The sequence below is a fragment of the Vibrio sp. S457-15 genome (genome assembly GCF_000960545.1).
GTDB classification, from domain to species: Bacteria; Pseudomonadota; Gammaproteobacteria; order Enterobacterales; family Vibrionaceae; genus Vibrio; species Vibrio parahaemolyticus.
Genome location: NZ_JYOQ01000005.1, coordinates 123,651 through 143,056, shown reverse-complemented (window position 1 = coordinate 143,056; position 19,406 = coordinate 123,651). Strand labels below are relative to the sequence as shown.

19 protein-coding genes are annotated in these 19,406 nt (G+C 45.2%); 9 read left to right on the top strand and 10 right to left on the bottom strand.

Features of this window, described 5'->3' with window-relative positions:
- Positions 1-72: 72 nt before the first annotated feature.
- From UF05_RS00900 to UF05_RS00890, 3 genes are all read right to left on the bottom strand, one after another.
- Complete coding sequence (locus UF05_RS00900; RefSeq protein WP_005459985.1) at positions 73-1,287, bottom strand: EAL and HDOD domain-containing protein; 1,215 nt, start codon at positions 1,285-1,287, stop codon at positions 73-75.
- A 108-nt stretch (positions 1,288-1,395) separates the two neighbouring features.
- A complete protein-coding gene (gene lpxH, locus UF05_RS00895) occupies positions 1,396-2,124 on the bottom strand; it encodes a UDP-2,3-diacylglucosamine diphosphatase (protein ID WP_025631696.1) in 729 nt (242 codons plus the stop codon).
- A gap of 60 nt (positions 2,125-2,184) precedes the next feature.
- The gene (locus UF05_RS00890) at positions 2,185-2,679 is read right to left on the bottom strand and encodes a peptidylprolyl isomerase (RefSeq protein WP_005487618.1); all 495 of its coding nucleotides are present in this window, start codon (positions 2,677-2,679) and stop codon (positions 2,185-2,187) included.
- Between the two features lie 203 nt (positions 2,680-2,882).
- Between UF05_RS00890 and cysS the strand changes: the two genes are divergently transcribed.
- A complete protein-coding gene (gene cysS, locus UF05_RS00885) occupies positions 2,883-4,265 on the top strand; it encodes a cysteine--tRNA ligase (protein WP_005478905.1) in 1,383 nt (460 codons plus the stop codon).
- A gap of 82 nt (positions 4,266-4,347) precedes the next feature.
- Positions 4,348-4,926 (top strand): thymidine kinase, encoded by a 579-nt coding sequence (locus tag UF05_RS00880; protein WP_005450744.1) that lies wholly within the window; start codon positions 4,348-4,350, stop codon positions 4,924-4,926.
- A gap of 72 nt (positions 4,927-4,998) precedes the next feature.
- Here the strand turns inward: UF05_RS00880 and UF05_RS00875 are convergent, their stop codons facing one another.
- Genes UF05_RS00875 through UF05_RS00865 form a run of 3 tightly spaced genes read right to left on the bottom strand, consistent with a single transcriptional unit; the run spans position 4,999 to position 7,355 of the window.
- Positions 4,999-5,637, bottom strand: a complete 639-nt coding sequence (locus tag UF05_RS00875; RefSeq protein WP_025540429.1) for a YdcF family protein — start codon at positions 5,635-5,637, stop codon at positions 4,999-5,001.
- Positions 5,634-6,461, bottom strand: coding sequence for an NAD-dependent epimerase/dehydratase family protein (locus tag UF05_RS00870; RefSeq protein ID WP_045546131.1), 828 nt, complete (start codon positions 6,459-6,461; stop codon positions 5,634-5,636). The genes UF05_RS00875 and UF05_RS00870 overlap by 4 nt, the downstream gene beginning before the upstream one ends.
- A gap of 12 nt (positions 6,462-6,473) precedes the next feature.
- On the bottom strand, positions 6,474-7,355 hold the full coding sequence (locus tag UF05_RS00865) for a LysR family transcriptional regulator (RefSeq protein WP_020840394.1): 882 nt from the start codon (positions 7,353-7,355) through the stop codon (positions 6,474-6,476).
- A gap of 88 nt (positions 7,356-7,443) precedes the next feature.
- Here UF05_RS00865 and UF05_RS00860 point away from each other — a divergent pair, with 88 nt between their 5' ends.
- The gene (locus UF05_RS00860) at positions 7,444-7,866 is read left to right on the top strand and encodes a PACE efflux transporter (protein WP_015296537.1); all 423 of its coding nucleotides are present in this window, start codon (positions 7,444-7,446) and stop codon (positions 7,864-7,866) included.
- An 84-nt stretch (positions 7,867-7,950) separates the two neighbouring features.
- On the opposite strand, the gene UF05_RS00855 is transcribed toward UF05_RS00860, so the two are convergent.
- Positions 7,951-8,187, bottom strand: coding sequence for a TIGR02647 family protein (locus UF05_RS00855; RefSeq protein WP_005462432.1), 237 nt, complete (start codon positions 8,185-8,187; stop codon positions 7,951-7,953).
- A gap of 299 nt (positions 8,188-8,486) precedes the next feature.
- Between UF05_RS00855 and focA the strand changes: the two genes are divergently transcribed.
- Complete coding sequence (gene focA / locus UF05_RS00850; protein ID WP_005462425.1) at positions 8,487-9,347, top strand: formate transporter FocA; 861 nt, start codon at positions 8,487-8,489, stop codon at positions 9,345-9,347.
- A 72-nt stretch (positions 9,348-9,419) separates the two neighbouring features.
- Here focA and UF05_RS23780 read toward each other — a convergent pair whose 3' ends face one another.
- Both UF05_RS23780 and UF05_RS00845 read right to left on the bottom strand, forming a co-directional pair.
- Positions 9,420-9,557 (bottom strand): hypothetical protein, encoded by a 138-nt coding sequence (locus UF05_RS23780; RefSeq protein ID WP_005462421.1) that lies wholly within the window; start codon positions 9,555-9,557, stop codon positions 9,420-9,422.
- Positions 9,558-9,794: 237 nt separating this feature from the next.
- Complete coding sequence (locus UF05_RS00845; protein ID WP_045546130.1) at positions 9,795-10,607, bottom strand: ABC transporter permease; 813 nt, start codon at positions 10,605-10,607, stop codon at positions 9,795-9,797.
- Positions 10,608-11,068: 461 nt separating this feature from the next.
- Between UF05_RS00845 and torE the strand changes: the two genes are divergently transcribed.
- The 4 genes from torE (at position 11,069) to UF05_RS00825 (ending at position 16,954) form a co-directional block, all read left to right on the top strand.
- A complete protein-coding gene (gene torE, locus UF05_RS00840) occupies positions 11,069-11,248 on the top strand; it encodes a trimethylamine N-oxide reductase system protein TorE (RefSeq protein ID WP_005450728.1) in 180 nt (59 codons plus the stop codon).
- Between the two features lie 50 nt (positions 11,249-11,298).
- A complete protein-coding gene (gene torC / locus UF05_RS00835; protein ID WP_005462368.1) occupies positions 11,299-12,483 on the top strand; it encodes a pentaheme c-type cytochrome TorC in 1,185 nt (394 codons plus the stop codon).
- 24 nt (positions 12,484-12,507) lie between these two features.
- Positions 12,508-14,970 carry a trimethylamine-N-oxide reductase TorA gene (torA, locus tag UF05_RS00830; RefSeq protein ID WP_005462326.1) on the top strand — a complete coding sequence of 821 codons (2,463 nt, stop codon included), beginning with the start codon at positions 12,508-12,510 and terminating at the stop codon, positions 14,968-14,970.
- Positions 14,971-15,214: 244 nt separating this feature from the next.
- On the top strand, positions 15,215-16,954 hold the full coding sequence (locus UF05_RS00825) for a glycoside hydrolase family 36 protein (protein WP_045546129.1): 1,740 nt from the start codon (positions 15,215-15,217) through the stop codon (positions 16,952-16,954).
- 86 nt (positions 16,955-17,040) lie between these two features.
- Here UF05_RS00825 and UF05_RS00820 read toward each other — a convergent pair whose 3' ends face one another.
- A complete protein-coding gene (locus tag UF05_RS00820) occupies positions 17,041-18,255 on the bottom strand; it encodes a putative manganese transporter (RefSeq protein WP_045546128.1) in 1,215 nt (404 codons plus the stop codon).
- A 193-nt stretch (positions 18,256-18,448) separates the two neighbouring features.
- Between UF05_RS00820 and UF05_RS00815 the strand changes: the two genes are divergently transcribed.
- A complete protein-coding gene (locus tag UF05_RS00815) occupies positions 18,449-19,354 on the top strand; it encodes a manganese-dependent inorganic pyrophosphatase (protein ID WP_005462364.1) in 906 nt (301 codons plus the stop codon).
- The last annotated feature ends 52 nt before the right edge of the window (positions 19,355-19,406 follow it).

Sequence of the window (19,406 nt, the reverse complement as noted above, 5' to 3'; positions counted from 1 at the left end):
AGATGAAATCTCGTTAGGTAAAGCGATGAAATAAACAATCCCAATAGAGTGGGAGAGAAGCATTATAGCGAGTTAAGGTGTTTGAGAAAGCAGTTCTTGAGCCCACTCTGTCGATTCATTGAATGCATCAGCTAGCTGAGTTTCCGTTAACTTCAAGACAGAGCAGTATCTTTCAGCCAGTTCCCAATCTGCTTGTTCGTAAGCAATACACATAGAAAGGAGATACCCAAGCACACCTTTTCGACTTGTCAGGGCGAGCTTAATGTCTTCATCGACGGGAATGTCTTCAATCACATCCGACAGAGGTTGATCGAGAAGCGAGCCTAGTAATGAGAACATACCAGTCAGAAAGGCTTGTCCAGGATCGTACTTGGTTTTCATTTGGCTAAGCAAAATTTCACACATACGAGCGCGTTGAATAGCTAGCGAGTAGAGTGAATCGGGCTTGTCCTCTTGCACAGAAGCGATTGCAACCAGTGAAATAAAGCGTCGTAAACGTTCTTCGCCCAGATAAATCAGCGCCTGTCTAAACGATTTGATTTTGGTTGTGAGCGTGTAACCCGAGTTGACGTAAGTGAGCAACTTATAGGAAAGCGTCACATCAATAGAGAACAGACGCTCCACTTCATTGAAGTCGATGGGCTTGTCAGCAATCTCTTTACACAACTGGATGACGGTTAAAAACGCCGGGTTGAGGCGCTTCTTTTGGATCATTTCTGGTTTACTAAAGAAGTAACCTTGGAAGTAGTTAAAACCAGCGTCAAGCGCTTGTTCAAACTCTTCATAGGTTTCGACTTTTTCAGCCAAAAAATCGATATTAAACTGGCTCAATGCTTGGATGAAAATTGCCGCTTTTTCAATTGGTACTAAACGAATATCAAATTTGATCATCGATACGTACGGAAGAAAGCGTTTCCAAGCCTTAGTTGGTACAAAGTCGTCCAGTGCAATTCGGTAGCCGCATTCGTGCAGATGTTTTATTGCATCGAGAAGCTCTTGCGTAGGCTCACAATCTTCGAGTACTTCAATAACCAGAGAATCTTTCGGAAACAGTGTCGGAACAAGGTTGACCAAGCTTTGGTGGGGAAAGTTAACAAAACCGAGTTTGTTACCTAACGTGTTGTAATGCGTCGACAAAAAATGATCAGATAGCAGTCGACTAGTAGCAAGCTCAGGTTCTACTTCAGGGAAGGTATTTTTGGGGCCGTCTCGAAAGAGAAGTTCGTAACCTATGGTTCGCTTTTCTCTGTCTAGAATCGGTTGGCGAGCTACGTAAGAATACTTCAATTAGGTACTTCGTTCTGTTTAACTTAGTAATATGATAATAGCGATTTTTTACAAAATATCTACGCTTTGAATGCGAATCTTCTACATGTTCGACATGCTTAGCGTAAATTATGTGTTGAAAGGCCGGTTTTGCAGTTCAAAACCATCAGAATTCACTTGTAAAACTGAGCCTTGCGTATACCAGTCCCCTAAGACGATGCGCGTGTTTTTAGCACCATTTGCGTCAAAAAAATGTGTATTTGGGCGATGAGTGTGGCCATGAATCATCAAGTTGACGCAATTCTGAGACATCACTTTTTCAACTTCGCTTTGATTCACGTCCATGATATCTAAAGACTTCATCTGTTTATCGTCGCGAATGTCTGATTGAACTTTAGAGACAATTTTTTTCTTTAAACACCATGGGATGCGTTTAAAGATCCATTGTAACCAAGGTTGATGCACAGTTTTACGAAATTTCTGATATTTCACGTCATCAATACACAGGGTATCGCCGTGTAAAATCACCGCTTTTGTGCCATATAAGTCGATGGTGCAAACGTCATCAAGCAAAGTGATGCCCGTCTCTTTACAAAAGCGTTCGCCCAACAAGAAGTCACGATTGCCTTGAATAAAGAAAACCGGGACACCTTGGTCGGTGAGCGTTTTGAACTCGGTACGAATTTGGTTAGCAAACGGTGTTTTGTCATCATCACCAACCCAAAACTCGAAAAGATCGCCTAATACATAAAGAGCTTCGGCATTTTTGGCTTCCGTACGCATAAATGTAACAAAACATTCTGTGATGTCAGGGCGTGACGGCGTAAGGTGCAAGTCTGATATAAATAATGTCGTCATAGAAATAAGGGGAGGCGAAGCCTCCCCAATTACTTATCTCTTGGGAATAATTCGCAAGAATTACTCTGCGATTGTAGTACCAGTGATTACCACGTCTTCTAGTGGTACGTCTTGGTGCATACCGTAAGAACCAGTGCTAACGCCCTTGATCTTGTTTACAACGTCCATACCTTCTACAACTTCACCGAATACACAGTAACCCCAACCATCTAGGCTTTCGCTACGGAAATCTAGGAAAGTGTTGTTGTTTACGTTGATGAAGAACTGAGAGCTTGCAGAATGTGGTTCCATCGTACGAGCCATAGCAATCGTACCTACTTTGTTACTTAGGCCGTTGTTTGCTTCGTTCTTGATAGGTGCACGTGTTGATTTTTCACGTAGACCTGATTCCATGCCGCCACCTTGGATCATGAAACCGTCAATAACACGGTGGAAAAGAGTGTTGTCGTAAAAGCCGTCGCGGCAGTACTGAAGGAAGTTTGCGCTTGTCTCTGGCGCTTTCTCTTCGTTTAGTTGAATCTTGATGTCACCAAAATTAGTGTGAAGGGTGATCATGCTACTTTCCTTTACTGTGTTGTGTTGAGCCCGAGATTCTAGCCTAAGTTATAACGCATTAAAAACTCGAGAAGAGTAAATTCTTCGTTTTGTGCTTGAAGTTTAGCCGATTATCGTTTTATCGGTTAATTGCTATTACCTAATAAGGTCGGACTTGATATACTCGACGTTCTTGTATTCATTCACAATCATAGATAGAGATCATGTTAAAGATATATAACACACTCACAAGACAGAAAGAGGAATTCAAACCAATTACAGCCGGTAAAGTTGGCATGTATGTCTGTGGGGTAACCATCTACGATCTCTGTCACATCGGCCACGGCCGCACCTTCGTTTCTTTTGACGTAGTATCACGTTACTTACGCTACCTTGGTTACGACCTAACGTTTGTTCGCAATATCACAGATATTGATGACAAAATCATCAAGCGTGCAGCAGAAAACGGCGAATCTTGTGAATCACTTACAGAACGTTTGATTGGCGACATGCACGCAGACTTTGATGCGTTGAACATGAAGCGTCCTGACGTTGAGCCGCGCGCAACACAATTTATCGCAGAAATCATCGAATTGGTTGAAAAGCTTATCGAACGTGGTTTCGCATACGTTGCAGACAACGGCGACGTCATGTTTGAAGTGGGTAAGTTTGACGAGTACGGTAAGCTTTCTAAGCAAGATCTTGATCAGCTTCAAGCTGGTGCGCGCGTTGATATCGAAACTGCAAAACGCAGCCCACTAGATTTCGTTCTTTGGAAAATGTCTAAACCAGGCGAGCCAACATGGGAATCTCCATGGGGCCCAGGTCGTCCAGGTTGGCACATTGAATGTTCAGCAATGAACTCTACGATCCTAGGCGATCATTTCGATATTCACGGCGGTGGCTCTGATCTACAGTTCCCACACCACGAAAACGAAATCGCACAATCTTGCTGTGCTCATGACACTAAGTACGTAAATACTTGGATGCACAGTGGCATGGTGATGGTAGACCGCGAAAAGATGTCTAAATCTTTAGGCAACTTCTTCACTATTCGTGACGTTCTTGGTCACTACGATGCTGAAACCGTGCGTTACTTCCTAATGTCTGGTCACTACCGTAGCCAATTGAACTACAGTGAAGATAACCTAAACCAAGCACGCGCTTCTCTTGAGCGTCTATACACTTCTCTGCGTGGTCTGGATTTAAATGCAGCACCAGCGGGTGGTGAGGAGTATGTATCTCGCTTTACTGCGGCGATGAACGACGACTTCAACACACCAGAAGCATACTCAGTTCTGTTTGATATGGCGCGCGAAGTTAACCGCCTTAAGACAGAAAGCGTAGAGAAAGCGAGTGAACTTGGTGCGCTAATGCGCGAACTAGCAGACGTGATTGGTATTCTTTATCAAGATCCTGAAGCTTTCCTAAAAGGTAATGCTGGCAACGATGATGAAGTCGCTGAAATTGAAGCGCTAATCAAGCTGCGTAACGACTCGCGTGCTTCGAAAGATTGGGCAAACGCCGACATGGCACGTGATAAGCTGACGGAAATGGGCATTGTCCTTGAGGATGGCCCAGAAGGCACAACGTGGCGTCGTAAGTAATTGAATCTTTTAAAAGGGCTGATGATTCAGCCCTTTTATTTTCCAATTTCATCAATAAAATTTTAACTTTAGGTAATGCTCTGTGGCTCAGATGTATTTCTATTACTCAGCAATGAATGCGGGTAAATCGACAACTCTTCTTCAATCTTCATTTAACTACCAAGAACGCGGTATGACGCCAGTGATTTTCACTGCGGCGTTGGACGACCGCTATGGTGTAGGCAAAGTAAGTTCTCGTATTGGTCTACAGTCGGACGCGCATTTGTTCCGTCCAGATACGAACCTATACCAAGAGATTGCAGCCCTGCATGAAGTCGAAAAACGTCACTGTATTCTTATTGACGAGTGTCAGTTCCTATCGAAAGAGCAGGTTTACCAACTTACAGAGGTAGTGGATAAGCTGCATATTCCAGTACTTTGCTATGGTCTTCGTACCGATTTTCTTGGCGAACTTTTTGAAGGCAGTAAGTACCTACTCTCTTGGGCTGATAAGCTGGTTGAGTTGAAGACGATTTGCCACTGTGGCCGAAAAGCAAACATGGTTATCCGCACCGACGAACACGGAGTCGCAATCAAAGAAGGTGACCAAGTGGCGATTGGTGGCAACGACCGTTATGTCTCGGTTTGCCGTCAGCACTACAAAGAAGCCCTAGGTAAATAAACCTATCCATTCAGCTTCAAAGCAATACAGAAAAGCCACCGAATTCGGTGGCTTTTTAATTGTTCATTTCGCTCAGACGAGATCAAAACCGAATCGCTCTAACAAGACCTGATAAGATGAATCCACTTGCTTTGGAATGTCTTGCTTAGTTTGAAATCCTTTTTCGGGATAGCTTTTGACGCGGGAAAAATCTTCCATCAGCGCTTCTAACACCATCATTAGCGGCATGTCTTCGTTGATGTATTCGAAGAATGGATGAGCGGTAGAACTGACTTGCACTTGCGAGTAGGGCGATTGCCATTGCTTCTCAAACGTAGCGATGGCGCGGCGTTCCATAAATGGCTTTTGCACTAAAATAATAGATTCGCATTGGATGCCTTTCTCTTTAAATAACTGCTCGGTGAAACGGACGTTTTCTCCACTATTGGTTGAACGTGTTTCTACTAAGATGGCATCGCTTGGTACGCCAGCTAAACGCGCAATGTCTGCAAATGTTTCTGCTTCACTTTTTTCAAACAAACCATCCGTAAAACGGCCTTCACCACCGGAGAACACAATCAATGGTGCGAGTTTTTGGTGGTAAAGCGCAGCGGCGTGCTCAGCAACTCGCACGTCGTTACTGCACATAACAAACAAGCAGTCGGCAGGCTTTAAATCCTGTTTGAGCTGCATGTAATCCCAAAGCGTTTCTATATGTTGATATAACTTCATAGTGCATCCAGCGTTGAATTGAATCGGAATTGATACCCAAGTGAAACCAGCTTGTCCGCTAAGATGCGTTTATCGGCATCTTCTGTGACGGGAGGTAGCGAAATCTCTGCGCCACTTTTGGTGATTGCTGCTTGGTAAAACTCAGCTTTGCTCACGGTGTGAGGCGTTGTGACATTAATGATCTGATTACTCAGGTGATCCAATGCAAATTGTGCCACAGCGACTGCGTCACTTTGATGAAGCATGTTGGCTGGGGCTTTACGGCTGACTTGTTTTAGGCGCATGGCAAAGCGAGCGGGGTGTCTGTCTGGGCCAATCAAACCACTGCAACGTAAGATGGCGTAGTGTATGCCAGAGTCGATGACGGATTGCTCCGCTTCGAGCATGATTTTCGCATTGTCAGAAAAGTGAGGGTGGGTTTGCGCGAGAGCGAGCGATGCGGATTCTTCTTTCATATCCGTTGGTAAATTAGGGTAGACCGTTGTAGAGCTGATCATGACGAGCTTTTCAATCGCATTCCGTTTTGCCGCTTTAACTAACGTTGACCATTGCTGCGCATACTCTCGACCAGACCCTTTACGAAACCCAGGTGGAAACGCACCAACAATACGTTCAATATGATTCGACTGAATTATTTCATCCAGTTTTTGCGCTGCGTTTTCATCGTTGAGATCAAGCAGGGCGGCGTTAGCAATAGTGGATGGCCGTTCATCTAACCGAGCTTGGCTACGACGCGTAATAACTACATCATGTCCCTCGACTAACAAGGCTTGCGCTAGTGGAGTACCAAGCCAACCTGCACCTACAATCAATGTGTTTGCCATTATTTATCCTACTTAACTGTTTTGCTCAAAGAGAGTAATGAGCTCTGCTTTGGCTTGTTGATGGAGGGGATCAGAATGCCATTTTTGATGTTGAATCAGGTCAACATTGACTTGCCAAGCCAGCTTTGTGAAATCATCCCCAACTTTTTTTAACGTGTTTGGTGAGTCTGCGACTAAGTGCTCCGGCAGGAAGCACCATCCAAACCCTTTGTTCGCTAATTCTAACAAAATGTAGTAGTTATCAGCGTACCAGATATCTGGGCTCAATGCTTGGTTGAGGCTACCTGGCTCTGCACTCTTTGAGCGTATCACCAGTTGGCGATATTGTTTGAGTTGATCTATATGGGTAATTCGCTGAGCCGTTAATGGGTGATCGGAAGAGACATACACATCGAATGCGATATTACCAAGATTGGTGAAATCGATATGCCTAGGCATTTGCAGATCGCTCAGAATAATTCCGGTGGTCGCACGTTCAGATTTCACCAGTTCAATAATGTCTGGGCTAGATGCCGTTAAACATTCGACTTGTAGTTGCGGAAATTGTTGCTCTAGGTTTTTAAGCACATCCGGTAATCGAGTCAGCGGAATCCCTTCATCAATCGCGAGAACAAGCTCGCTCGCCTGCGCAGAAAAGAGCTGAGTTGCTTTATTGTTTAATCGGTCGAGTTGACTGATTGCCGCTTGCGCGTAAGGCATCAGTGCATGGCCGTTCTCGGTCAGTTTGGGATAACGGCCGGATCGATCAAACAGATCGACACCACAGTCGAGTTCCATGTTCATAATGTGTTGGCTTATCACGGATTGGGCTCGACCTAACTTTCTCGCTGCTGCGGAAAATGAGCCGGATTCGGATGTGGCAACAAACGCCTGCAATTGTTCGATAGTAAACATATCGTTTTTACCGATGGTATCTAACTTTTTATTATCTCAATCATAGATAAAATTTCAGTCATTGAGTAGAACAAATGGGTAGATAATCATGACTCGTAACGAACGAATTTTCCACGCAGTACTTTTTGAATTGATGGCGTTAGCGATCATTGTGCCTGCAGCTGCGTTGATCACAGGCAAAGGTTCAAGTGATTTGGCGTTAGTAGGGATCGGTTTGAGTTTGTACACCGTAGTTTGGAACTACATTTACAACTTGTACTTCGATAAGTGGTTTGGCAGCAACCGAGCAGACAGAAGTTTAGCGATGCGCCTTGGTCACACCGTTGGGTTTGAAGGTGGGTTGATCTTTATTTCTATACCTGTGATCGCATGGTTCTTGGAGATTACGTTTCTTCAAGCATTGATGCTCGAAGCGGGATTTCTAGTCTTCTTCTTGTTTTACGCCACAGGCTTTAACTGGTTGTACGATAAAGTTCAACCGTTTGGGAAAATGAGAAAGTTACTGGTGTAGCCGAGTGAGATTCCCCAAATGCGATTGGCGTAACTAGAAAAAAGCCACCGTATTTCGGTGGCTTTATTGGTCAGTGGGCGGTAGTTATTCTGCAGAAAGTACGCGTAAGATTTTGTCTGCGTGTTCTGCAACTTCAATGCCTTCGTCGGTTAGATAACCACCATCAGGTTGCGTACACAATTGCTTTTGGTAAAGACGCGCAACTGCTGCTTGCATCTCTTCTGAGGCATCTGAATGGACTTTAATGCCTGTCGCTGCACTGCTTAAATCGAATTGAAGAAGAAGGTTCAGTTCGGCGATGTGTTCAGCTGAATATTTCATAGATAATTCCTTTGCGCTTTTTTATCCAAGCTAGTCTTAAAACCAGTGTTGAGCAACACAAAACAACAAGAAGTGTTAACTGCATTGCTATCAGACTGATATAACGTGGAATTTTTGTTCGAACGCTGAGTATCTTGTTTAATATCAATGATAGTTAAGACAACAAACTATAGTTGAGTTTTATCGATTTCCGTCTTACCAACAACATTTTTAGTAAACATGAAAAATAGCCCTTGAAAAAGTCAGGAAATGGAGCGATTATCCGCGCCTCTTTAATTGTTTCTAAATGTTACACTTCCATGAACTTCAATCAGTTTGACTCTTTATTGCCACCTCAGGCTGCTGAACGTGCCGCCGAAGTAGGTGTAGGCAAAGCAACGAAAGCTCCAATCAAATCTTTTCTGCTCGCCATTTCTGCGGGGCTTCATATTGGTATTGCTTTCATTTTCTATACCACAGTAACGACAGGTGCGGGTGATCTGCCTTGGGGCATCACACGACTCATTGGCGGTCTAGCATTTAGCCTTGGTTTGATTTTGGTGGTGGTTACTGGCGGCGAGCTTTTTACCAGTTCGGTTCTGACTCTGGTTGCGCGTGCGAGTGGCAAAATTTCATGGAAAACGCTGGTTAAAAACTGGTTTGTGGTTTATTTCGGCAATATGGTTGGCGCTATTTTGCTGGTGGCGTGCATGTTGGTGACAAAGCAATACATGTTCGATCACGGCCAAGTTGGTTTGAATGCCATGGCCATTTCACAACATAAATTGCACCATGGTTTTTTTGCGGCGGTTGCACTTGGCATCATGTGTAACGTGTTAGTTTGTATTGCGGTTTGGATGACATTCAGTGGCCGTACATTAACAGACAAAATCGCGGTAATGATTTTGCCAGTAGCGATGTTCGTCTCCGCTGGTTTTGAGCACTGTATTGCGAACATGTTCCAAGTTCCAATGGCTATTGGTATCAAATACTTTGCGCCAGAAGCCTTCTGGCAAATGACAGGTGCTGATATCGCAAATTATGCGGACTTGAACATGATGGGCTTTATCGTTAACAACCTTATCCCAGTCACGATCGGTAACATCATCGGCGGTGGTGTATTCGTCGGTATGTGGTACTGGATGATCTATCTACGTGATGAAGACAAGCATCTGCGATAGAGACCAAAGAAAGAGAAAGGCGAGCTAGGTAGCTCGCCTTTTTTGTGCATTGTAGTTGGCTTAAAGTGCTTTCTAAATCAGCTCTTCATTGATTCCAAACTCGTTTGGCAACCAGTGAGAAGTGATCTCTTGTGGCTCTTGCACAAGCCATTCAACCGGCAAGTCAGACAGTAACTCATCGTGTTTTTCCGCCATGATCAATACGTCCATGATATCTGCTCCATTTTGTATCTAAGCACAATGTAGAAGCCGAAGATGTCAGTGAGTTGACTAAAATGTGACCATTGCATGTTGATAAGACAGGAGACTCAGAAATGTGGCTATGTTTCTGGTTGCGTATATCTTTTGGTGGCTTATCCACATTTTCTGTGGATAACCTGTATCAAAGATCGTGAGTATCTCTGAAGATCCAGAAAATTTCATAAAATTAGGGGGTTATGTGGCCAATTACTGACCTCGCTTCATTACATCAACTGGGCGTACTTTGACCGTAACACGGCCTTCTTTTGTTTGTACAAAGCTCAATGTCATTTCAAGTGTGATGGCAACAGAGACGCTCATCATGACAAAAATAGCTAGCATGATGACCAGTTGATATTTAATGGCAACCAATGGGCTTGCGCCCCCTAGGATTTGCCCCGTCATCATACCAGGAAGTGTGACAAGGCCCATCGTGGTCATTGAGGCTAGCGTTGGCGCTAACGATTTCCTCAGAGCCTCCTGAACGAAAGGAAAGGAAGCGTATTTAGGGGCGGCACCCAGTGAGATGGCAGCTTCGTACTCAGATTTACGCTCTTCAAAAGCAGAGAATAAGTTTTGTAGCGCGATGATATTACTGCTCAGACTATTGCCTAACAGCATGCCTGCCAATGGGATCATATATTGTGCATTGTAAAGCGGAGTAGGACGCACCAAGCCAGCGGTGATCGCAATTAGTAGTGGAAACAAGCCACATACAAGCCCAGTTAGAAGTGGCAGCATGAGCGGCTTTTTCGGTAAACGTGCTTTCCCTGCAATGGAGCTTGCTCCTACGACGAGCATAATCGCAAGCCAAAGTAAGTTGATGATCAAACTGTTTAATTGAAAGAGATATTCAAGATAAACCCCGATCAGAACGAGCTGTAAAGTCATACGCACAACGCTGACTGATGCATCTTTCGCGATGCCTAATCTATAGCGTGCATTGATCGCAAGTGGCACTAACAGAATCAAACTGAAAGCCGCTAATTTTGCCCAACTAATGTCCACCACACTGTTCATAATCACTCCTTGAAATTGCCGCTTAGAATTGTAACCAACCCCATTCTCTATATGAATCTCAATGGGTAATTTTTGCTTTTTTCATGGTGGAAATTGCGAGAGGTTTTATAAAATGTTTTTTATCATTTTATTTACAACTCATTATCTTTCTCAGGAATTTGAGTAATTTTTCGGCACGAATTTTACCGCTCAAATGTAATTTATGTTTTGTAAATGTTGTAAGTTTAACAAGGTTTTAAAAGACTTATTTTTTCATATCTGTTCATGTTTTTTAATAAATAATATCAATCCCACACAACTCCGGATGAGCTCAAAAAAGTGTTGAATTACAAGGCTTGAAGGGAGTTATTTGATTGAACCTTACTATTAGTATGGTCTAACATTTTCAATTAGAGATTGTAAAAACTTAAGCTTGGTTACACGGGCTTTTCAATAACACTAGATACAAAATAGGCAAATGTATGAGTGATGTTAATAAAATTGAGAGTGGCGAAAAACGCTCACTGGAGTGGAAGTCTTTCCTCTTCATTGCAGTTGTTCTCTTCCCAATTCTGAGTGTGGCTTTCGTAGGCGGCTACGGATTTATCGTTTGGGCACTACAAGTGTTCTTCTTTGGTCCTCCAGGCGCACACGGCATGTAAGCCAGTGAGCTCACAACCACACTTTTGAAAAGATTTTAAGAGAGCAAATAATGAAATCATTAATCATTAAACTGTGGCGTACGATGACGCGCCCGGCAGTTCATATCAGCCTTGGCGTGCTGACTATGGGCGGTTTCATCGCTGGTGTTATTTTCTGGGGTGGATTTAACACCGCGCTAGAAGCAACCAACACTGAAGAATTTTGTATTAGCTGTCACACCATGCGTGACAACGTATACGTTGAGCTGCAAGACACGGTTCACTGGAAAAACCACTCTGGTGTTCGTGCTACTTGTCCTGACTGTCACGTTCCTCATAACTGGACTGACAAAATCGCTCGTAAAATGCAGGCTTCTAAAGAAGTATTTGCGCAAGTTTTTGGCAACTACTCTGAACCTGGCGTTTTCGAAGAGCGTCGTATCGAACTTGCTAAACACGAATGGGATCGTTTCTCTGCAAACAAATCTCTAGAGTGTAAAAACTGTCACAACTACGAGTCTATGGACTTCGAGCAAATGTCTCCAACTGCTCGTATCCAGATGAAGCAAGCGGCAGAAAAAGATCAAAGCTGTGTTGACTGTCACAAAGGTATCGCGCACAACCTACCAGCAGGTATGGATAGTATCGGCGGCATCGTGGGTGATCTAGAGCAAATGACATCCGGTACTGACTACGCAGTAGGTCAAGAGCTCGTAAGTATTCGTCACCTTCCAATTTACTTTGACGCGCAAGGCGCGAAAGAAGCGGGTCTTCTAAACCCTGCATCAACAGTAAAAGTTCTGGAAGATAAAGGTGACTTCATCGAAATCGAAATTGACGGCTGGCGTAAAGCGAAAGGCTTTGGTCGCGTAATTCAAGAAGATTTCGGTAAGAACATTGCAACTGCGTCTCTACTTAAAGAAGCGTCTACAGACAGCAACATCGTAACGACTGGTGAAAAACGAGTGGACGAGCTGACTGGTCTTCCTTGGGAGAAAGTGGCAGCGAAAGTATGGATCAAGAAAGAGTCTATGCTGAACGACATCAACCCTGTATGGGAAAAATCGAAAGAAGCATACAAAACAAACTGTTCTGTATGTCATACACAACCAGCTGAAGCGCACTTCGATGCGAACACCTGGCCAGGTATGTTCGACGGCATGCTTGCGTTCGTTAACCTAGATACAGACAGTGAAGCACTGATCTTGAAATATCTACAGAAGCACTCTTCAGATTATGCTGAAGGCCACCACTAATAAGCGCGGATTGGAGTAATTTAAATGGCTATTACACGAAGAAGTTTTCTTAAAGGTGTAGCAACCACAAGTGCAGCGTCAGTTATCGGTCCAAGCTTATTGGCGTCAGCTTCTGCAAACGCAGCTGAGTCGACTGGTACTTGGAAAGTAACAGGCTCACACTGGGGCGCGTTCCGCGCCCACATCTACGCGGGTAAAGTTCAAGAGATCAAACCGCTAGAACTAGACAAAAACCCAACAGAAATGTTGAACGGCATCAAGGGTATTATCTACAGCCCTTCACGTGTTCGTTACCCAATGGTTCGTCTAGATTGGTTGAAGAAACACAAATACAGCGCGGATACTCGCGGTAACAACCGTTTCATCCGCGTGACTTGGGATGAAGCTCTAGACTTGTTCTACCGTGAGCTAGAACGTGTTCAAAAAGAATACGGTCCTTGGGCTTTGCATGCTGGTCAAACTGGTTGGAACCAAACAGGTTCATTCAACAACTGTACCGCGCACATGCAACGTGCAGTAGGTATGCACGGTAACTTCATCACTAAAGTAGGCGACTACTCGACTGGTGCAGGTCAAACCATCATGCCTTACGTACTTGGTTCAACCGAAGTTTACGCACAAGGTACGTCTTGGTCTGAAATCCTTGAGAACTCAGACAACATCATTCTGTGGGCAAACGACCCAGTGAAAAACCTACAAGTAGGTTGGAACTGTGAAACTCACGAATCATTCAAGTACCTTGCAGAGCTAAAAGAAAAAGTAGCGAAAGGCGAGATCAACGTTCTGTCTGTTGACCCAGTTAAGAACAAAACGCAACGCTACCTAGAGAACGATCACCTGTACATCAACCCGATGACAGACGTAGCGTTCATGCTGGCTGTGGCTCATGTTCTGTACAACGAAAACCTGTACGACAAGAAGTTCATTGATACTTACTGTCTAGGCTTTGAAGAGTTCATCCAATACGTTCAAGGTAAGACAAAAGACAAAGTAGAGAAGACACCAGAATGGGCAGCGGCTATCTGTGGCGTGAAAGCGGACAAGATTCGTGAATTCGCACGCATGCTAGTAAGCGGCCGTACACAGATCCTGATGGGTTGGTGTATCCAGCGTCAAGAGCACGGTGAGCAGCCATACTGGGCGGCGGCTGTGGTTGCGGCAATGGTTGGTCAAATCGGTCTACCTGGCGGTGGTATCTCTTACGGTCACCACTACTCAAGTATCGGTGTGCCTTCTACTGGTTTCGCGGGCCCTGGTGGCTTCCCTCGTAACCTTGACCAAGGTATGAAGCCGAAGTGGGACAACAACGACTTTAACGGTTACAGCCGTACTATCCCAGTTGCACGTTGGATCGACTGTCTGCTTGAGCCAGGCAAAGAGATCAACTACAACGGCGGTAAAGTGAAACTGCCAGACTTCAAGATGATGGTTATCTCGGGTTGTAACCCATGGCACCACCATCAAGATCGTAACCGCATGAAGAAAGCGTTCCGCAAACTTCAAACGGTTGTAACGATCGAGTTTGCTTGGACTGCAACATGTCGTTTCTCTGACATCGTTCTACCTGCGTGTACGCAATGGGAACGTAACGACATCGACGTGTACGGTTCATACTCGAACAAAGGTCTGATCGCGATGCATCGTCTCGTCGATCCATTGTTCCAATCTAAGCCTGACTTCCAAATCATGAGTGAACTAACTCAGCGTTTTGGTCGCCGCGAAGAATACACTCGTGGTATGAGCGAGATGGAGTGGATCGAAAGCCTATACAACGATTGTAAGAAAGCGAACGAAGGTAAGTTCGAAATGCCAGAATTCAATGAGTTCTGGGAGAAGAGCGTACTAGACTTTGGTGAAGGTAAACCTTGGGTTCGTCACGCGGACTTCCGTAAAGACCCTGAGCTTAACCCTCTAGGTACACCGTCTGGCTTCATCGAGATTACATCACGTAAGATCGGCCGTTACGGTTACGAACATTGTCAAGAGCACCCAATGTGGTTCGAAAAATCAGAGCGTTCACACGGTGGCCCTGGTTCAGACAAATACCCATTCTGGTTGCAGTCTTGTCACCCAGACAAGCGTCTGCACTCTCAAATGTGTGAGTCTGAAGAGTTCCGCGCGACATACGCGGTGCAAGGTCGTGAGCCTGTTTACATCAACCCAATCGATGCAAAAGCAAAAGGCATCAAAGACGGTGACTTGGTACGCGTATTCAACGGCCGCGGTCAGCTACTAGCTGGTGCTGTTCTAACTGACAGCTACCCACGTGGCGTTATCCGTATCGAAGAAGGTGCATGGTACGGCCCTCTAAACGAGAAAGAAGGCGCAATCTGTACTTACGGTGACCCTAATACGCTAACGCAGGACATCGGTTCTTCTGAGCTTGCTCAAGCGACTTCTGCGAACACATGTATCGTAGACTTCGAGAAGTTCACAGGCAAAGTACCGCCAGTGACTTCATTCGGTGGTCCAATCGAAGTTGCTTAATTAGTGCAATTTGCATAAATCGAAATACCAGCCTTCGGGCTGGTATTTTTTTAACCAAAATTTCAGTGAGCGTTATCTCAATAACTGTTTTTGAGCGTCAGAGTGCATGGATTCGTGACGAAAATAACGAATTGCTCGCATCATTCACAGGATAATGAAGTCATATTCAAAAGGCTTCACGCGCAACCAAGCATCGTGGGGTCAATTGGACACAAAACAATAATAATCAGTGAGTAGATGCAATATGGCTCAGACCATTCAGTTAGCCAACCATTCCGAAATGACGATCATCGATAACGATCTGCACGTGGATGTGATTGGTAATCAAGCCCATTTCTCTTTCTCTGGGCTTCACAATAAGACCTTTACTGACCGTGAAGTGCTGTTCGAAATGCCGTTTCTATACGAGCACGAAGCCAACGTGATTGGTGATGGTTTTCAAATGTTGGCGCAAACGTCAGGAACGATCACGCACCCGATTGAAATAGGTCGATGCCCCGACAACATTCCCCCATACCGTGTGTACTCGCAACATGCACCTAAGCGTTACTACAACTATCTAGTGATTGAGGATTCTGCTGGTTACACCTTGTTTGGCTTCACGACGTGCCGTCGATTTGCTGGTTACTTTGATATACAACAGCGAAATGGGCAGTGGATACTGACCGCTGCAATCGATGGCGAACACACGCAAGTGGCGGATTGGGAACACAATCAACTTGAGTCCATTACGATTTTAACTGGCAACTCGCTATCCGATCTGTATCAAGAGTTCAGCGAGATGATTGCCGTGCATCATCCTATTCGCAACGGTGTTACGCAGGATGCACCGATAGGCTGGTGTTCTTGGTATGCGTACTATGCCGATGTGACCGAGCAAAATGTTTTAGAAAATGTTGATTGCATGCAAGACAAGCTCGAAGACTTAGAATGGGTACTTCTGGATGATGGCTATCAAGCGTTCATGGGGGATTGGCTTACGCCGTCGGATAAATTCTCTGGCGGTGTGAAGGAGCTGATTCAAAACATTCGCGCAAAAGGCAAAAAGCCGGCGATTTGGATGGCTCCTTTCATCGCGCAGCCAGAATCTGAGGTCTTTCAGCAACATCCTGAATGGTTTGTTCGTCATCCTGACGGTCAGCTCCTTAAAGCTGAAGATGTTACCTACGGCGGCTGGCGTTGCACGCCTTGGTATATTCTCGATACGTCTAACCCCGAAGTGCAAGATCATCTAACGCACGTTGTGTCAGTGATGAGGCTAGAGTGGGGCGTAGAGCTGTTTAAGCTCGATGCGAACTACTGGGGAACGTTAAAAGGAAAACGTAGTCAGTCTGGTATTACGGGTGTCGAAGCGTATCGATTAGGGATGGAGGCGATCGCCAGAGGCGCAGGAGACGCTTGGTTGCTTGGCTGCAACGCGCCAATGTGGCCATCTTTGGGGCTGGTGGATGCGATGCGTGTGTCTGATGACGTCGAGCGCCATAGCCACCGTTTTGAACAGATCGCTAAAGAGACGTTTTTCCGTAGCTGGCAGCACCGTAAGTTGTGGCAAATTGACCCAGACTGCGCGACGTTTACTTCTCTTGCTAATCAAGCGGCATCACGTGAAGACTACGAGTTTCACCGTACCGTATTATTGGCGTCTGGCGGCTTGCTTTTGTCTGGCGACCCTCTCCCGGAAATCACGCCATTTGCGAGTAAAACCTTGGCGAAGCTGATGTTGCGACAACGACGCAGCCAAGAATCTGCTAAGTTCACGGCGTTAAGTTTGAGCCATGCTTTTTTGAAACTGACGGACAAGAATGATCTACATTGTTTGTTCAATTACGCGAATCACAATGCGACTGAATTTACTCTCACAGCGGATCAGCCCGTTGATTGGTATGACTACTGGACCGGAGAAAAGCTCAACCAAGATCCTTGTCAGTTGCTTCTAGTGAGTGTCGATAGAGGTCTGAATGCCAAAGCAATAGTGACCGCGTAAAGATCATTGAAAACAACGTATTAAACGAAAAGAGCCAATTGGGCTCTTTTCTTGTTTTTACGCGTTCTTTGTTGAGAGCGGAATTACTAAAACTCAAACAGAAAGTAATAACCATAGCCCACAATGAACGCAGGGATAGAAGAATAGATCGTTGCCATCAATGCCGCTTTGGGAGCCATGGCAATCGCGGGGAACAGTGCATCTCCATCGTTAGAAATCGCATTCGCAATCTGCGCGGATAATGGTGCGGCACCAGTAATGTACAAACTGGTGACGAGAATCTGTGGGCCGCAGCCTGGTAGCATACCGATGGCTAAGCCAGCCAATGGCATCCAGATGCCCCAATTTGAGAAGGTAGCAGCCAAATCAACGCCTGAAAAATAGGTCGTTAATTCAAACGCAAGAAACGCCACGATAACCCACGCGCTGACAAAGTTGGTGTCTTGAGCTGCTTTTTGAATCGGGTGTGAATCAACGATTTTTTCATCTTCTGACACCGTCGATTGATAATCTCCCAGCTCTTTTGTCATTGCCCACAACGACATGGAGACCACCGCAAATATTGATCCTAACCATTCAATGCTATTTGGACTCAAATTCAGTAGCTGGTTGATATCCACTTGGAGTGAGGTTAGTACGGCAACGATGCTCGCAGGGACTATCAACCACTTCCAGAATGCGCCTTGAAGATTAATCGCACGTTGCTCTAAAGGTGTGTATCGCTCGCTTTGATGCTGACAACAATGGTGGTGAGCGCTCGCTTGCTTTGGCTCGGGGCGTAGAAAATCATCAGGATGAAATGCGTTGACGATCAAACCCGAAACCGTACCTACCACAATGCCAAGTGCGACGACGCCAACGCCGACGGACGGTTTTGCCGCGAGTAACAAGAATGCCGCATCGCCCATGGTTGATGTCAGTACGGCTACGATTGCGCCAAATCCTACTCGTCCACTAATAAATTGAGTCGTAACAACAATAGCGCCGCCACAGCCCGGAAGCGCACCGAGTAGGGCTGCAAAAAACACCTGATGATGACGAGAGCGATGATAGAGCTGAGTGATGCGATTCGTCTTCGACATAAAGTTGGAGAGGTAATGATAAATCGCCAAGGTTGCTGCGACATAACAAGATACTGCCCAGAAAGAATCGGAAAGCGTGGTCACTGTGATCTCTCGGGTGTTCTCATTCGCTAATAAGACAAGCATGATAATGGGGATAAGCAGTCGCTTATAAGCTAACTGGAACTGAGTTGGCTGAAATAGCTGCTGTGCGGAGTGCAAAAATCGGGTCGCGTTCATCGTTAACTCAAATGCAAATGGTAATAATTATCATTATATGTAAATGAGATTTATTCGCAATAGGGTTGTGAACTTTTCTTCGTGTCAAACTCCCTCAAATCAGGTAAAGTATCGGCCTTTGTGAGCAAACAGCTTCCACGGCACACCGTGCCATTGTTCGGAAGCGTATCAATTGACTTGGATAGGAAGAAACATGATTCTAGTTGTAGGTCATAAGAACCCAGACAGTGACAGTATTTGTAGTGCACTAGTTGCAACAGAACTTCTAAAGGCGCGTGGCGTTGAAGCAATGCCAATTCGTCAGGGCGAAATCAACCGTGAAACTCAGCACATTCTCGAAGTAGCTGGCGCAGAAGTTCCAGAACTTCGCACTTCAGTAGCGGGTGAAACCGTTTGGCTAGTAGACTACTCAGATCTAGCGCAAGCACCAGACGACATCGCTGAAGCTGAAATCGCGGGTATCGTTGACCACCACCGTCTAGGTGACGTGATGACAGTGAACCCAATGGAAGCATGGATCTGGCCTGTTGGCTGTACTAACACAGTACTATTCAACATGTTCAAGATTGAAGGTCACGAGATCAAGCCTCAAATCGCTAAGCTAATGATGTCAGCAATCCTATCTGACACAGTAGGCTTCGCTTCTCCAACTTGTACACAAAAAGACAAAGATGCTGTTGCTGAGCTAGCTGCAATCGCTGACGTACAAGATGTGGATGCATTCACGAAAGATCTTCTAATTGCTAAGACAAACATCGAAGGTCTATCTGCGGCTCAACTCGTTGAAAAGGACCTTAAAGGTTACCCATTCAACGGTCGTGACGTAGTGGTTGGTCAGGTTGAACTTGCAACTCTTGAGCAAGTTGACGGTATGATCGAAGCACTAGAGGCAGACCTAGAATCTCGTTGTGAGAAAGATAACCTAGCGTTCGCTGCTGTTATGCTAACAGACATCACAACTGCTCAAACTCGTCTTCTATACAAAGGTGAGTGGGCTGAGAAACTTGTTAAGCACGAGAAAGACGGCATGCTAATGATGGAAAATACACTAAGCCGTAAGAAGCAAGGTTGGCCTTGGCTTCAAACTGAGCTAGCGTAATTTCATTATTACCAGCATATACTGTAAATGCCCGCTTAGCTGCGGGCATTTT